At 39.6% G+C, this 14,779-nt stretch carries 14 protein-coding genes; 8 read left to right on the top strand and 6 right to left on the bottom strand.

Translation table 11 applies throughout. The annotated features are described in order from the left end of the window. Positions 1 to 2: 2 nt before the first annotated feature. From dgcR to CH354_RS18135, 3 genes are read right to left on the bottom strand one after another with little or no spacing between them, the layout of a single operon-like run. Positions 3 to 899 (bottom strand): diguanylate cyclase DgcR, encoded by an 897-nt coding sequence (gene dgcR, locus CH354_RS18145; RefSeq protein ID WP_100726776.1) that lies wholly within the window; start codon positions 897 to 899, stop codon positions 3 to 5. 11 nt (positions 900 to 910) lie between these two features. After that, positions 911 to 2,707 carry a hypothetical protein gene (locus CH354_RS18140; RefSeq protein ID WP_100726775.1) on the bottom strand — a complete coding sequence of 599 codons (1,797 nt, stop codon included), beginning with the start codon at positions 2,705 to 2,707 and terminating at the stop codon, positions 911 to 913. Beyond that, a complete protein-coding gene (locus CH354_RS18135; protein WP_100728685.1) occupies positions 2,704 to 4,185 on the bottom strand; it encodes a hypothetical protein in 1,482 nt (493 codons plus the stop codon). Before CH354_RS18135 ends, CH354_RS18140 begins: the two co-directional genes overlap by 4 nt. 142 nt (positions 4,186 to 4,327) lie before the next feature. Between CH354_RS18135 and CH354_RS18130 the strand changes: the two genes are divergently transcribed. Genes CH354_RS18130 through mdoH form a run of 3 tightly spaced genes read left to right on the top strand, consistent with a single transcriptional unit; the run spans position 4,328 to position 8,314 of the window. Then, entirely contained in the window at positions 4,328 to 5,902 is a 1,575-nt protein-coding gene (locus CH354_RS18130; protein ID WP_100726774.1) for an OpgD/OpgG family glucan biosynthesis protein, read from the top strand. Then, positions 5,886 to 6,275, top strand: a complete 390-nt coding sequence (locus CH354_RS18125) for a hypothetical protein (RefSeq protein ID WP_100726773.1) — start codon at positions 5,886 to 5,888, stop codon at positions 6,273 to 6,275. The genes CH354_RS18130 and CH354_RS18125 overlap by 17 nt, the downstream gene beginning before the upstream one ends. Beyond that, positions 6,272 to 8,314 (top strand): glucans biosynthesis glucosyltransferase MdoH, encoded by a 2,043-nt coding sequence (gene mdoH, locus CH354_RS18120; protein ID WP_100726772.1) that lies wholly within the window; start codon positions 6,272 to 6,274, stop codon positions 8,312 to 8,314. Before CH354_RS18125 ends, mdoH begins: the two co-directional genes overlap by 4 nt. On the opposite strand, the gene CH354_RS18115 is transcribed toward mdoH, so the two are convergent. Beyond that, positions 8,292 to 9,257: a YheT family hydrolase gene (locus CH354_RS18115; RefSeq protein ID WP_100726771.1), complete on the bottom strand. Its 966-nt coding sequence runs from the start codon at positions 9,255 to 9,257 to the stop codon at positions 8,292 to 8,294. The two genes, mdoH and CH354_RS18115, sit on opposite strands and share 23 nt — an antisense overlap. Positions 9,258 to 9,373: 116 nt before the next feature. On the opposite strand from CH354_RS18115, the gene CH354_RS18110 reads away from it, so the two are divergent. Next, on the top strand, positions 9,374 to 9,820 hold the full coding sequence (locus CH354_RS18110) for a hypothetical protein (protein ID WP_100728681.1): 447 nt from the start codon (positions 9,374 to 9,376) through the stop codon (positions 9,818 to 9,820). Between the two features lie 6 nt (positions 9,821 to 9,826). Here CH354_RS18110 and CH354_RS18105 read toward each other — a convergent pair whose 3' ends face one another. Then, a complete protein-coding gene (locus CH354_RS18105) occupies positions 9,827 to 10,408 on the bottom strand; it encodes a helix-turn-helix domain-containing protein (RefSeq protein WP_100726769.1) in 582 nt (193 codons plus the stop codon). 718 nt (positions 10,409 to 11,126) lie between these two features. On the opposite strand from CH354_RS18105, the gene CH354_RS18100 reads away from it, so the two are divergent. The 4 genes from CH354_RS18100 to CH354_RS18085 all read left to right on the top strand — a co-directional run bounded on the left by CH354_RS18100 (position 11,127) and on the right by CH354_RS18085 (position 14,109). Continuing rightward, complete coding sequence (locus CH354_RS18100) at positions 11,127 to 11,858, top strand: ParA family protein (protein ID WP_100726768.1); 732 nt, start codon at positions 11,127 to 11,129, stop codon at positions 11,856 to 11,858. A 30-nt stretch (positions 11,859 to 11,888) separates the two neighbouring features. Then, the gene (locus CH354_RS18095) at positions 11,889 to 12,767 is read left to right on the top strand and encodes a ParB/RepB/Spo0J family partition protein (RefSeq protein ID WP_100726767.1); all 879 of its coding nucleotides are present in this window, start codon (positions 11,889 to 11,891) and stop codon (positions 12,765 to 12,767) included. A 563-nt stretch (positions 12,768 to 13,330) separates the two neighbouring features. Further along, positions 13,331 to 13,924 carry a helix-turn-helix domain-containing protein gene (locus CH354_RS18090; protein ID WP_165780337.1) on the top strand — a complete coding sequence of 198 codons (594 nt, stop codon included), beginning with the start codon at positions 13,331 to 13,333 and terminating at the stop codon, positions 13,922 to 13,924. Further along, positions 13,921 to 14,109, top strand: a complete 189-nt coding sequence (locus CH354_RS18085; RefSeq protein ID WP_100726765.1) for a hypothetical protein — start codon at positions 13,921 to 13,923, stop codon at positions 14,107 to 14,109. Before CH354_RS18090 ends, CH354_RS18085 begins: the two co-directional genes overlap by 4 nt. Positions 14,110 to 14,134: 25 nt before the next feature. Here the strand turns inward: CH354_RS18085 and CH354_RS18080 are convergent, their stop codons facing one another. Then, positions 14,135 to 14,722 (bottom strand): TetR/AcrR family transcriptional regulator, encoded by a 588-nt coding sequence (locus tag CH354_RS18080; RefSeq protein ID WP_100726764.1) that lies wholly within the window; start codon positions 14,720 to 14,722, stop codon positions 14,135 to 14,137. Positions 14,723 to 14,779: the final 57 nt, after the last annotated feature.

Genomic DNA, 14,779 nt, shown 5'->3' with positions numbered 1-14,779 from the left:
TGTTAGCTAACGATTTTATTTCGTCCAGAAGACTTTGCTTCGTATAAATTTTTATCCGCGATTTTTAACAATTCTTGGTTCGATTGGAAGTCCGATAATTCTCCGCCAGCAACTCCACCACTAAAGGTAAAATGGAAAACTTGGTCCGTATCCGATTTCATTTCCAGTTTGGAAACATTCTCTCTCACGCGGTCTAAGATTCTTGTCGCATCGGCAACGCCCGTTTCTGGGAATAGGATGACAAACTCTTCCCCTCCAAACCGAGAGATGATATCTGATTTACGAAAACTTGTTTTTAATTCATGGGCCAATTGTTTGATCACTTGGTCTCCAATTTCGTGACCAAATGTGTCGTTGATATTCTTAAATTTATCGAGATCAATCATTGCCAGTGATAATTGGCTATTATGCCTTTTGCAACGTTGGAATTCTTGTTCGATCCTTTCTTCCATATAACGCCGATTATATAGATTGGTCATCACATCTCGGATCGCAGTTTCACGCAATTGGTCATGTAACGCTTTGATTCGTAAGGCACTAAAAATTCTTGCAAGTAATTCGATTTCTTTGGCAGGTTTTGTGATGTAGTCTGTTGCCCCTGCCTCTATCGCGATTTTAAAATATTCGGGTTCTGTATGGCCTGTTACCATAATGATGGGAAGCCAACCTACGGGCGACGTCGAGAGTATATCCGAAATTAATTCGATACCATTGCCATCCGGTAATTCCCAATCGAGTAATACTACATCGATTGGTTCACCGAGTATTTTTTCCCGTGCTTCTGAAATGGTTTCAGCTTCAATCGCGATGTAACCATTTTTGGTAATCCACCTGCTGAGAACTTTCCTTTGCAGTTCAGAATCTTCAATGATAAGGATTTTTCTCTGACCTTTCGGCATTCACCTATCGTTTACTTTTTCTTTTTTTTACCTAGTATTTTTTCTACTTCACCAGGTTCCATTGGAACTTTTACAATGGTCCCACCTTCTTTTCTGACTTGGTCTAAATCAACAACTGCTCCCGACAATAACCTTGCCGCTTTTTTAGAATTATCTTTCACTCCATAAACAACCCATTTACCACCTTCAAGGGATAACACTAAATACGTACAATCAGCTGCTGCCAAAATCGAATGCGCAGAGATCTGTGCCATAAATTCATAACTGAGTACGATACCTGTCCCCACAGCGACTCCTGAAGGCACACCAATGGCTTTACCTACTTGGTAAACTCCATAAAACGTACCCACTCCAAACGAAGTAGCAGAGCCAACAACTCCCACTGTGCCAGACGTAGCTTTGGTGGAAGCATAGGTAACTACCTCAGTGGTGGCAGAAGTCCCAGCCACAGCACCACCTGCTACCGTTCCTGTCACAGCAAGCCCTCCCCCTAAGACTGTTTGGCCTGCCGTCACACCCACATAACTCATAGGAGCAAGGATGTATTTACCAGACGACTCAGTGACAAAGGCAGCCGACTTCACAGAATAAGCAGATGACTTTCTAGACATAGCGGATGTGACTTTCGCACCCTTATCGAGCGACTGGACAGATTCATGTACCACAACTTCTGTACTATTGATGATAGAACCAAGAACGAGTTCAATGCTAGGTGCTGTCAGATACACAACACCTTTTCCTGTTAATGTAATTGTCTCAACTAAACCATACATGGTGGTACCAGCTGCATTCGTACCTAGGGCAACAGGATAAATGAGTCCATTCCAAGTCACATACCCTACGGATAATAAAGCAAACTTACTGATCGGTTTGATGATACTGTCATATAATATTGCTTTGGTGGCTCTGGAAAAGGATTTGAGTAAAGCAGTCGGGATCCCTTCATCTTTGTCAGCAATGGCTTCAATTTCTCCCTTAGCTTTCCCTAACTCTTCTTTTGTATCTTTTCCATATTGGAAAATGGTTTCTTTCCAACTTCCAAATATACTTTCAGAAACAGCGGATCGAATCTCATTGATTTCAGAATTTCGACTAAAGAATCCACCTTTTCGAAAGTCTTCGTAGGATTCATTCCAAGAATTTTTTAATGCTTCATCTAAGTCAATGTAACCATACACAGTGGATTCAAAATCCTTTTGGAAATTCTCTTGGTACTTTTGGAATCTTTTTTTGGCAGAGGGAGATGTATCCTTTGGCATCTCTCGATTGAGTTGCATCTCTGCCCATTCATCCCACTCTTTGCGAATCTCCGCTGATTTGGCAATCACTGCTTCGTGACTTTGTTTCCCTCGATCAAAGGATGATCCGATAAGTCCATAGGATTCCGCAACCGACGCATACATGATGAAGAGTCCAGGTTTCGTTGCGTTTTCACTTAAGAACTTCTGAACTTGTTCTCCCTTGTCATTGATGTTCCCTGCAGCTTTCCAACTCATCTTTGTTCCGTTTTTGACAACCACAACTGATTCAGATGCTTTGAGGATTGATTTGGAAAATTGTTCGGCAGCAAAATCATACCGCCTTCCAAGAACCGTAATTGATGCTTCTTCCATCGGAGGGATAAACTTAATGCTTGTACCTTTCACAGGCAATGCACCTTGGTAGTACAAAGAGCTATGACCTTCGATCACAAGTTTTTTGGTATTCTTTAATGGATCTTCTGCTTTCTTATCCGAGCTTGCACAATACGAAATGGAAAAACATAATATGAGTCCAAGGATTGGTTTTTTAATTTGATTGAATTTCATTTCGCTTGCGCCTCTAATTTTTTGGAACGTTTCAGTTGTTCTGACATCTCAGCATCTAATACTTTTTTGATGAGTTTAGGATCATCTGATAGGATTTTCACTTTCCCTTTCTTTTTGGCTTCTTCTAAGTTGATCACAGTACCTGTTGGGATATCCTCTTCATCCAAATAATTTCCTTTTACATAGGCAATCACAACCCTTGGTCCATCATACATGATGAGGATTGGTCCATCCACGGCAGTGAGTAAAATCTGCGGAGGTAGTACCGTGAGTGCCGAATAACCTAACACAATCCCTGAACTCATTGTATACATCCCTGCTTCTGCCACACCCGTTGTGAGATCGTATGTGAGCCCAGTGGCATAGGCAGTTGATTCATAACCCACTCCACCTGTCGCACCAATGGCACCACCAGCGGTTGTCGCCGCAACAGAGGTTACTTGGTTAAAGAGTGCAATCGATGTACCTGAAGTGTAAGTAGGAACCGTTGCCGAGGCAGATAGAATCCCGATCGAACTAAACATCCCTGCTTCGAGTGTTGGAGAGAACACACGGTAACCAGCTTTTGTTCCGTAATAAAAAACAAGCCCAGTCGAAACGAGAGCATTCGAAGAAAAATTCATCCCTTGTGAAAGGGGAACATAGACTCCATTGACAAGGAGGAGTTCACCTGTATTCACAGTTGTTTTGGTGATGGGTGAAACAACTACTTCCTTCAAAGCAACCGTATAACCTTGGAAAATATCAATGAGGGCAAGGAGTGCGTTGTCTCTCTCACCTGATTCTTCGTAATTACGAGTGAATTCATCGGATGCTTTTTTAAAGGAATCACCCCATGAGTTCATTACATTCTTCGAATTGGTTTTCAGAGTGGATGTAAACAGTTGGTTCAGTTGGCCAGATTTTTGATTGCGAGCATCTGCATACTTACTGAGTTCTTTATCCAAAAGATCGATGTCCGACTTCACTCTTGGAACTAAATACACATACCCTAATACAAAGCGACTCCCAGCTTCACTAAAACTGGATTTGGAGAGTTTCCACTCTTCTTTCGAAAGTTGTACTCCAGCATCATAAATATCTTCTGTCCTTCTCGTTCCTTCCGAATACCCGTCTTTTGTCCAATTTTTGACGGCATTCATTGTGTTCCCAAGTTTGCCTGGGAAATCTTCACTTCGTTTTTTTAATTTCACAAGCACCATCGCTTTCGCAACGTTTGCACTCATTAGATTTTCTTTGGAAAGGTCGATTGCCTTTTTCCCGGAAGGGATCACAGCCCAACCTTGCTCATACAGATTTTTTCTGGATCCGTAGGAATTGGCAGTTAAAGGAGCAATTTTTTTAAACGTTTGGGGTTTATTGGAAGTGAGGACAGATGTACCGAATACTTTCTCTGATTTTTCTTCACTTAGACAACTCACAAAATTTACGACAAATAACAAAACAACAAAACAATACAATTTCAAATGGTACTTCATAAGTTGGGAGAATGTTATAGAAGGAAATGAATCATGCAACTGAAAAATATATTCCTATTGCTTAATCCATGTTTAGTGAAAGTATTTTACTACATACAAGAATTTGAATGACCTATCGCGATCATTCAAAAGACTACATCATATGAAGAAATTAAACATATACTTTGCTATTATTGCGATTTTGTTATGTGTTGCCGTTATCTTTAAGAAAAATAATCTTACCTTCCAAGCACTCATTTCTCTCTTTGCGATCACACCTAATTCTGAAGTTTTTGATTTCAACACGGCCGACCAAATGGCAAAGGAAAAATTGAAATCAAAATTTGTTCCAACTCCTGTGTATAAAATTCCAGGACTTGATGGAATCAGTTTTGAAGATTACAGACAAATTGAATACAAACCTGATGTTGCAATCTGGAAAAATTTAGCACTCCCCTACCAATTGCATTTTTTCCACCCAGGGCATATCTATAGCAACGGGATCAAAATTTATGAAGTGATTGGAGAAAAGCCAGTAGAGATCCCTTATGATTCGTCTCGGTTTCATTTTGGGAACCTTCCCCTTACAGATGATTTTTATGAGTTAAGTAAAAAACTCCAATACACTGGCTTTCGAGTTCACTATCCCATCAACCAAAAGGAGGCCTTGGAAGAATTCTTAGTCTTCCAAGGTTCTTCTTATTTCCGTGCCTTATCCAAAAACCAAGTCTATGGTTTATCGGGAAGAGGACTTGCCATCAACACTGGCCCCGATGGGAAGGAAGAATTCCCTATCTTTGAAAGTTTTTATATCAAACGCCCTGAGAAAAAAGATTCCTCCATTTTGATTTATGCCATTATGAATAGTGAATCCGTTGTGGGTGCGTATGAATTTTTTGTTACACCTGGTGAGATCACAACCATTGATGTGCGTGCAAAAATTTACTTACGTAAAAAAATCAAACGACTGGGACTTGCTCCCATCACATCCATGTTTCTCTATGGAGAATCCAATATCCCCATCCTTGGAAACATCCACCCAGAGATCCATGACTCTGATGGACTTCTCACTTACCTGGGAGAAGACAACTGGGAATGGAGACCACTCATCAATCCCAAAAAAACCAAACTCACAAATATAGAACTCAACCATCCAAAGGGTTTTGGGCTCATCCAACGAGATCGAAAGTTCAAAAGTTACCAAGATGAAAAATTGCAGTACCACCGAAGGCCAAGCCTTTGGGTAGAGCCCAAGGGTGATTGGGGGGAAGGGGAACTCTATCTTTTAGAATTCACAACCAATCTGGATTCAGATGACAACGTGACTATTTTTTGGGAACCAAACATTCCTCCCAATTTGAATGAAGGGTACGAATACCAATATAAACTCAGTTATATCGAAAAATCACCAGACTCTCACAGCTTGGGCAAAACCACATCCTATTACAAAGGGACTGACCCTCTCTTTCCAAAAGAAAAGATGTTAACACTTTATTTTACTGGTGATAATCTAAAAGCACTAGATCCAAAAACAGAGCTCAATGCCATCATCAAAAATGATATGATCCCACCGGATCAAATTCGTTATAAAATCGAAAAGATCCGTGAACTTGACCAATGGAGATTACAAATTTGGCACTCGTCGCCAATCGAAGTTTCTACTTGGAATGTTTATTTGGAGAAAGAAAATCAAAAAATCACAGAAACATGGATCTACAGAGATGGCATCTCCAAATAACACTTTGTACCAAACTGAGTTTAGTGAACGGATACGAACGTTTCTTTTGTTATCAGGAATTCAAAGTGAATATAACATTTCGAATACTCTTTCCCAATTTTTCCAAAACACTAACCTATCTTATGAGTGGGATAGGGATTGGTCTCTTTGGATGGGTTATGTAAACGCAAACAAAATCAGTACGGAATCCCCACTTCCATTCCCAAACAGAGCTTGGCAATTTGGTTCGATGGTCCCCAAGGATTCTGATTGGAAAACCGATCCTATCAAGTCAAAGGAATCCATCATCAGTTCCTTTAAACCCATCTTCGTTTTAGTTTCCATTTTCCTTTGGAGTGCCCTCTACTACCTCATCATCTTTAGGTTATTATGATCCAATTACATCGAATTTTATTTTTTACTGTCTTCCTTATTCCCATCATCATTGGGCTCACTACCTTTGCCCAAATCATCTCCTTTGGTGGAGTTGAATTAACCGAATACTACCAATTCATCACCTTACTATTTCTTTTGCCCATGTTATCCTATGGGGCAACCACTTCTCTTTTTGGATTTTTGATTTCTCTTTTGAAACAAGGTGACCCCTTACTCAAAGCAAAAAAAATCCCAGAGAAGGAATTGGATTTTCCAAGTATCGATCGTGTCCCGGTTGCCCTTGTCATGCCAGTCTATGAAGAAAATGAAGTCTCGATCTTTGCAAGGATCAAAGTGATTTATGAATCACTCGAGAAATACCATTCCCTTCCCAAATTAGATTTTTTTATCTTAAGTGATACGAGAACTCCTGAAAAATGGATCAAAGAAGAAGCTGCTTATCTTGAGTTATGTGAATCCACTGGGAATTATCAAAAATTCCATTACCGCAGGAGAAAAAGTAACCTCAACGGAAAGAGTGGGAACATCGCAGACTTTTGCCGTCGTTGGGGCAATCGGTATGAGCACATGATCATACTAGATGCTGATAGTTTGATGAGTGGGGAAATCATTGTACAACTCATTGCGATGATGGAACAAAACCCAAAGGCAGGCATCATCCAAACCAATTCTAAATTATTCCGTGCCACAACTCTCTTCCAAAAATTAACTGAATTTTCGTCTCATCTCTTTAGTTCTTATTTCTTAAAAGGTGCTAGTTTTTGGCAAATCAATGCCAACAGTTATTGGGGCCACAATGCCATCTTACGCATCAAACCCTTTATGGAATACTGTGCCCTCCCCCACCTTCCTGAGTATGGTGGGCTTGGCGGGAAAATTTTAAGCCATGATACCGTCGAAGCAAGCCTCATGCGGAAGGCTGGGTACGAAGTCTTATGTGCATATGAACTAGAAGGAAGTTACGAAGAGAACCCACCGAATATCATCGATGTTTTGAAACGAGACCAGAGGTGGTGCCAAGGGAATTTACAACATTTTTGGTTTTTATTTGGAAAGAAAATTCCCTTTATCAATCGAATCCACATTTTAAATGGAATTTTATCTTACCTCAATTCACCCATATGGTTATGTTATATCTTACTTAGTTTGTGGAATTATATCGAAGAAAGTAAGTTCCTAAACTACTCCATGCTTCCTGAAGAGTTCGAATACTTTAAAGCACAGATTTATGACCCTTTATATTTAAAACTTTTGTATCTTTCCTTACTCCTACTCTTTTTGCCTAGGGTTCTCAGTTACTTCAGTTTACCGTTAAAACAAATCTTCCTAAAGTTTCCGGCCTTCTTTTTAGAGACTTTATTTTCTATTCTCATCGCACCTATCTATATGATTTACCATAGCATTTTTGTGGTGTCTATCTTCTTAAACAAAAAGATCTCCTGGGGACCCCAGAATCGGGATGCGGAATCAAGTTACCCTTTCTCCTATGTGGTTTCTTCCTTTTTTGGAATCACCATCCTGGGGCTTGTTTCTGCTTATATCAGTTACTCTTATTCTCTGATGTTATTTTTCTTAACGATGCCCATTTGGATTGGTTGGACTCTTTCCATCCCACTTGTAATGTTCACAAGCCGCGAACAAAAATCCTTACACTCGTTTTTTGATCTCTCGTACTGGAAACCCAATCGTGGTCTCACAAACAATTTGAGAGAAGAGCTCGCTCGGAGTGATGAAAAACGAATGGAAGGAAAAGAAATTTTTTATGCACTTGTGCACCCAGTTTTCCACAAGAAACACAAACAATTACAAGGGAACAAATCCTATAGGTCGAAAGTTTCTGACTCCATCACAAATGATTTTGAAATCTTACTGGGGAAAGGACCAAATCAATTGGATCGAAAAAAATTACTCAACATCCTTTCCAATCGTGAATTGTTAGATTTATTTTTTCAAAAATTTTGGACTTCTGAAAAATCCAAATGGGGACAGTATTGGAAAAACATTTGGGAAGAGATCAACCCATCTTCTTTTCCATAATCCGCCAATAATAAGAAGATCGTTTCCAGTCTTCAATAAAACCACAGTGACCACCTTTTGCTTCAATGACTACGTCAATGTAAGCTGATGATGGAATTTCAGTGAACTCTTTCCAGGGGATCACAGGATCATCCATGGATGTTAAAATGGTCGTTGGGACTTTGATGGTTTTGAAAAAAAGATCGGACAAAGTATACGATAAAAAGTATTCATCTACAGAACGAAACTTAGAAAACTCCTTCACCATTTTTTCTGTTAACTCCATGACCGATTGGTATTTATCCAAATCATGAAAGGAATACAAATGGGGAAACAGTTGTCCTTTTTTCTCTAACGAAGATTTCCATGAATTTAAAAAATATTTCCGTAGGAATGGATGGTCATCCATTTTGATGGTAGCACGTTTTGGATCAAGAGCTGGGCTAAAGGCAAAACAATGTTTGAGCCCTGGGATTTTCTCTTCCGCTTTTGCCGTACTATGTTTGCCCGCCATTCTTAAAACAAAATTTCCACCCAGTGAAAACCCAGCCAAATACACGGGAAGTTTGGACTTCACTGACTTTGCAAGTGTGAGTACCGCATCGTATGTTTCTTCGAGTAAACTTCCGTTAAAGATCCCTTCGTTTAAATGGTGGGTGTCTCCGTGGTCTCGGAGATTCAACCGATAGACAGAATAATCTTTTGCTAAAAAATGTTTGGTGGTCCGAATGATGTAGCTGGAATGGATACTCCCTTCCCAACCATGCACCAAAATCACAATGCCTTTAGGACTTGGAACGTCATGAATCCTTGCAAGGAGCGTGACTCCTTTTTTTGTCCTTACCGATCTCCACTCACCCACGAGATTTTTCCCATAGGATTTGTCTGCCTTTGATTTAAAGGAAGCGAGAAAGGACTGCACCATGGGGCCAGAAAAAAGAGGGATCGGTTTGAATAAACTCATCTAGGATAGTTCCTAATCTGAAACGAAACTGTTATTTTTCAATAAATTAACAAAACCCCATCTGGGGAGACGACTCTTTCCATTGACAAAGACTCCTCACTCGTTACAATTCCAACATGAGATTCTTACCCATTTCACTTCTTCTTTTTCTCTTCACTTGCCATACCTATACCCCTTGGAAATCCGGATGGAAACTAAAAGACGGATCCGAAGTTTTTTATGCTGCAGTCTCTGCAAAAGCAAGTGAACAAGCAATCGAATCCGGTAGTTTAGCAATGCGTAGGACTACTTGTGTGAACGCAACAAACCTACTTTCCACTTCCCCTAAACTAACAAGCATTTTGTTAGAAAATGAATCCGTTGAACTCTCGGAAACAGAAATCAAAGACTTGGGTCGCCTGATTGCCACACACAAAATCAAACCCAAACAAGATTCCTGCCAATCGGAAGAAGGTGGTTTTTTCCTCCCAAGCCCTGCATGGGAAAATTGCCAATGTTTGTACCTCATAGAATACCCAGGTGGCAGATCCCAATTCCGCCAAGACATTACCCAAGTCAAATAAACACTTCTATTTTGGGGAAGCAAGCCAACGTTCCCAGTATCGTTGTTGGTTCCCCGAAAGTTCTTCAGGCCCTTTCAGTTTGGCAAGGGACTCCCTTGTAGACACAGACATTGTCTCGGTCATCCACCCAAGGAACTGTTTCCACTTTTCTTCACACGATGGTTCTCGTTTCATATGTATATGGTTTTGTTTTTGTACTGTATGATAAGAGGTCGTACTCCGAACCAATTCTGCCTTGGATGCGTTTCCAATACTCTCCCCTACTCGCTTCGCACCCTGATCTAATTGATTTAGCCTTGGACTATCTTCCGAACCTTTCATTTCTTGCAATACGGGTTTTAAAAATCGTTTCCTACCATCAAAACGAGTTTGTACAAGGAGACCTTTCTGTTTCAACTGCGAGACCAACCTAGAAATTGTATCCGCTTTCAGATGCAGTATCTTTGCAAAATACTCATTGGATGCATAACAACCTTCCTTTGCATCCAATGATACAATTTCAGCATACAATCGAATTTGATTCGGATTTAAATCCAAATCATACATCCATTGTGCTACCCAAACTCCCGTTCTCTCTTTCCCTTTCATCCTTCCTCTCTTATCCAACAGAGACCTTCGGTGCCCAAAAAACAAAATGTTCTTTGGATTTTTCCGTTACGAAGAAGACAAAGCTATCGCAACGGTTGATTCATTCGGAAGTTTTTTAAAAACGTCCATGTTTGGAATTCATAGGAATCCCAGGTGATGTATGTTGCGGTATATTGTGGAAGACCGCACAAGAGTATGAGGACACGAACCCCCTACTCTCTTACTTCTATTCACCAGAATGGATTTTTTTGTCAAGTCTAATGTGACATAATATCTATATGCCAAATCTCTCCAATTAACGATTGGGTAAGGCGCGATTTTGATTTTAAGTAGGGGAGGGAAGAGAGTCTTTCTGGACTGCTTCCACACAATCCAGAAAGTTTACATCACCCAGTGAAAGGGTTGAGATAATCTTAAAACTGATCCAAAATAGTACAAGAATTTTTCTACTCCTATCATCATTTTTTCTCTTTCTTTGGGCGCATCGAATCCCTCATATCCCAAACATACATTCCAAAACGACCAGGCTCTTCGCTCCAATCTTTCGCATTCACGAAAGGATTTCCGCTACGATCCCTTGCGCAAGGGTTTCCTACTCTACAAAACATTCTAAATTGATGATCTAGCCAGAAGGTACGCCAGCGTACTTTTTAAAAATTAAATCTAAAAATGCAATTTTCATTGCATCCATAAGTAGGAACAAAAAAATAAATCTGCAATGAAAATCATTACGGTTGCCAACATCAAAGGTGGAACATCCAAATCCACGACTGCAATTCACCTCGCACTCGCTCTCTCCAAAAAAGGTTCTACTCTTGCCATTGACATGGACCCGCAAGCGGACCTTTCTGACTTCTTTTTCCCAGAAGAACCAGTTGAGTTTTTTGATTCTGGAAACACATTATCCGTTTTAAATGCAGAAACCACTCTCGCCGAATCGATTAAAAAATCTAACAATGTGGATGTACTTCCTTCCATCATAGAACTCTCCGATTTGAGTTACCTTGCCTCCAAAGATTTTTCCATTATCCCAAGACTTAAAAACGTTCTTTCGAAAACTAAATACGACTACGTTGTCATAGACACACCTGGATCTGGTTCCTCCGAAAACATCACATCGTACTTGCCAGCTTCTGTGATTCTTGTACCGGTCACCCCTTCCAAATGGGCTGTTCGCACGGTTGCCCAAGTATTAAAAAAAGTAAGCGAAGCAGAAAGATTCGATGAACAAAGCAAAAAAAAGTCTGTAATGATCCTCCCCTCTCAGTGGGGAACATCCCAAAAACAAATGGATCTTTTGGATAAATTAAGAAACATCAAATCTCTAAAAATTCTAGAACCGATCCCAAAAAACGAAGGTATTCGGGACCGAACTGAGACTGGTAAACCTCTTCAAGAAGGAAGTGCTCCTTGGAAAGCTTTCGAAAATTTAGCGGAGATTCTTAAATAAGGTACGCCGGCGTACCTAAAAACAAATATTATGAAAACTAAAACAAATTTTAACCCAGCAGACATTCTATCAAAAGCATCAAACAGAAAATCCTCACTCAATCCATTCCTAAGTTCTGATAACTCAGTCCAACACCAGACAATTGATATCCCGATTGATCAAATCATTACAGAAAACAATCCTAGAAAAACCTTTAATGAAGCCAGTATCCGAGAGCTAGCCGAATCCATTTCTCAATATGGGCTATTACAACCAATCGTAGTTAGAAAAAAAGCAGGTAAATATGAACTCATCAATGGCGAAAGAAGATACCGTGCTCACAAACTACTTAAATCCAAAACGATTCCTGCTGTAGTCAAAAACGTAGAACAAATCGACATCACAAAATTACCTGAAATCAAACTGGTTGAAAATCTCCAAAGGGAAGACTTATCAGAATCTGACCTTGCCCTATCCCTCCAAGAGTTAAAAAACAGGCATAAAGAAACAAACGAACAATTAGCAAAAAGAATCAATAAATCGGCACAGTGGGTAAAAACTAAAATCGCACATGCTGAGATTTTAAAGGAAACGAGCCTTAACGCAAATGTAGACAAATCTCATCCCATTTACCAAATCCCTACAAGCCTATTCACTGAAATTGCACCTCTCGATGTTTCGAATCGCAAAAAAGCAATCGATTATCTGATCAAAGGTCTCGAGAAAAAAGGTGACTTCCCTTCCCGAAACGACCTTCGCGAATACGTAAGGCCTTTAAAACCAACGAAACAATCCAAAGCCAAACCGAAACTCAAACAATTGGAACTCAAAGATTTAAAATCAAAACTCGCAAAGATCAAAGAGAAGATCTCTGTTTTACAAAATGAAAAGGCAATCTTAGAAGAAACGATTCGCAAGTATAAGAAGTAAAGATGGTTCTAAATACGAATTCAGATAGGTGATTTTTTTACATATTTTATAGAAAAAAACTTGTACTGTTTTCCAACATCAGTTACCTTGTACTCAATCCTTAACTGGGTTGAACAAAAACCCTGGGAAGTGTGGTAGCAACCCAGGGACTTTTCTAACACAACAAATCCTCTCATCCAATCCTATTAAAGCTCTCAAAGCCTAGTCCCAATCCTCTTACACTCCCCCCATGGTCCTAATGAGACCAAGGTCGAATTATGTCTCATTTTTTCCATTGACAAATTGGAGAGATCTGTACATGTAGGGAACGTTCGGGGCACACAACCGGACACGGCTCTACCACTTATGCCGTTTTAGTTCAACCCGGAATTTTACCAAAAGTTCCGATGGACGTTCGTAAGAACTTCCAAAACGTTTCTTCTTTCTATGACCGAAGGTTTGTTTTCTTTCATGCAAAACTTCAGATCAAGAGAGTAGGGGACAATACATCCTTGCGATGTATCGGCTAAATATAACCAAACACTCGTAGCCGGAGTTGTGTGGGTTTGGAAAAGGAACCTAAAATGAAAACAAACCGAAAAGGAATATGGATCCCCGTTTGGATTGAAAACCTAAACTTATCCCATAGCCAAACAAAACTGTTTGCTGAAATTGTTTCCTTGCATGACAACGGTGGTTGTTTCGCATCGAATCGTTACTTCAGTGAAATCCTTGGGCTCAAAGCAGATACCATTTCGAGACTCATCACATCACTGAAAAAACTAGGGATCCTAGAACAAACTGGTTTTGATGGAAGGAGACGATTTTTAAAACCAATCCTTCAATTCCAACCACAAGGCCCGGAAAAAAATCCAAGTCTTACACCAGAAACAAAGGGCATTAAAATCCAAACCAACACCGCAAAGGATTCCAAACCAGCATTGGATTCTTGTTACGTCCCTAGTAGTACAGTACAATTAAAGAATAAGGTACATACAAAAACTTCGTTTGAAGAATTTAAAATTTGGAGCGAAAGAAGTTTGTCCCATTCTACGTTTTCCAAAATTTCACACCTAACCACTCCCGATTGTATGGAAGAAAGTTTACAAAAGATTTGGAACCAATGGATGGAAAAAACAAAAATGAATTCGAATCGGTTTCAGGTAGGGATTGTATGAAAGTGTATCGGCATAAAAAAACGGGAAATCTATACTTACAACTGGAGGAAGTGAAAAACTGCACCAATGCAAATGATGGACAAAAAATGTTTTTCTACACGGAATATGGGAAAGAAAATCCAATGAAGTTTGTGAGAGAAATCTCGGAATTTTTGGAGAAATTTGAGGAAGTGAAACTCACTTAAATTGGATCGTTCTTAGGTGAAAGTTTTAAGTAGCATAACGTAGCATCGTTTCTGCTAACTCGATTTGGCTTTGGTTCAATCGTTTGCCTTCGGAAAGTGGGAAATTGGTTTCTAAACTTAAATTGCTAAATCCATGTACAAGTGACCAAGACATGAGAGCAAAACTCCTGTGGTTTTCCTTTCTCTTTTTGGTCTTTAGATAAAAACGACAACCGTGTACGAGTACTGCATACGATTTCAATTTGGATTGTTTCAATTGTTTGGATTCTTTTTCTCGTTTGGTTTGGAACATCAGTTTATAATAATTGGGATTTTTCAAAGCAAATTGGATGTAGACAAGTCCCAGTTTCACAAAGTATTCGTCGGGATTCTTTTTGTCTTTTGCGACTTTTTTCTGTAAGGAAGCCAATCGATCAAATCCAATTGCAGACAAAATCTCTAACACTTCCTCTTTATGTTGGAAATGTCTGTATACAGCAGCATGAGAAACTCCCGATAAATTGGCAACCTCCCTCAATGTAAAATCGGCCATCCCTTTTTTTTGAAGGAGTTTATGGCAGGATTTAATGATGGAATTTTTTAAATCTCCATGGTGGTAGGTATTTTTTCTCACAAAGATATTCTGGAAAATAAGTTACCATTGGCAACATTTTTTCTTGCTTTTGGATGC

Origin of the sequence: Leptospira levettii, assembly GCF_002812085.1 — a bacterium.
In the GTDB taxonomy this organism is placed as follows: Bacteria; Spirochaetota; Leptospiria; order Leptospirales; family Leptospiraceae; genus Leptospira_A; species Leptospira_A levettii.
The sequence above is the reverse complement of the archived record's forward strand: the minus strand, read 5'-3'. Positions and strand labels throughout refer to the sequence as shown.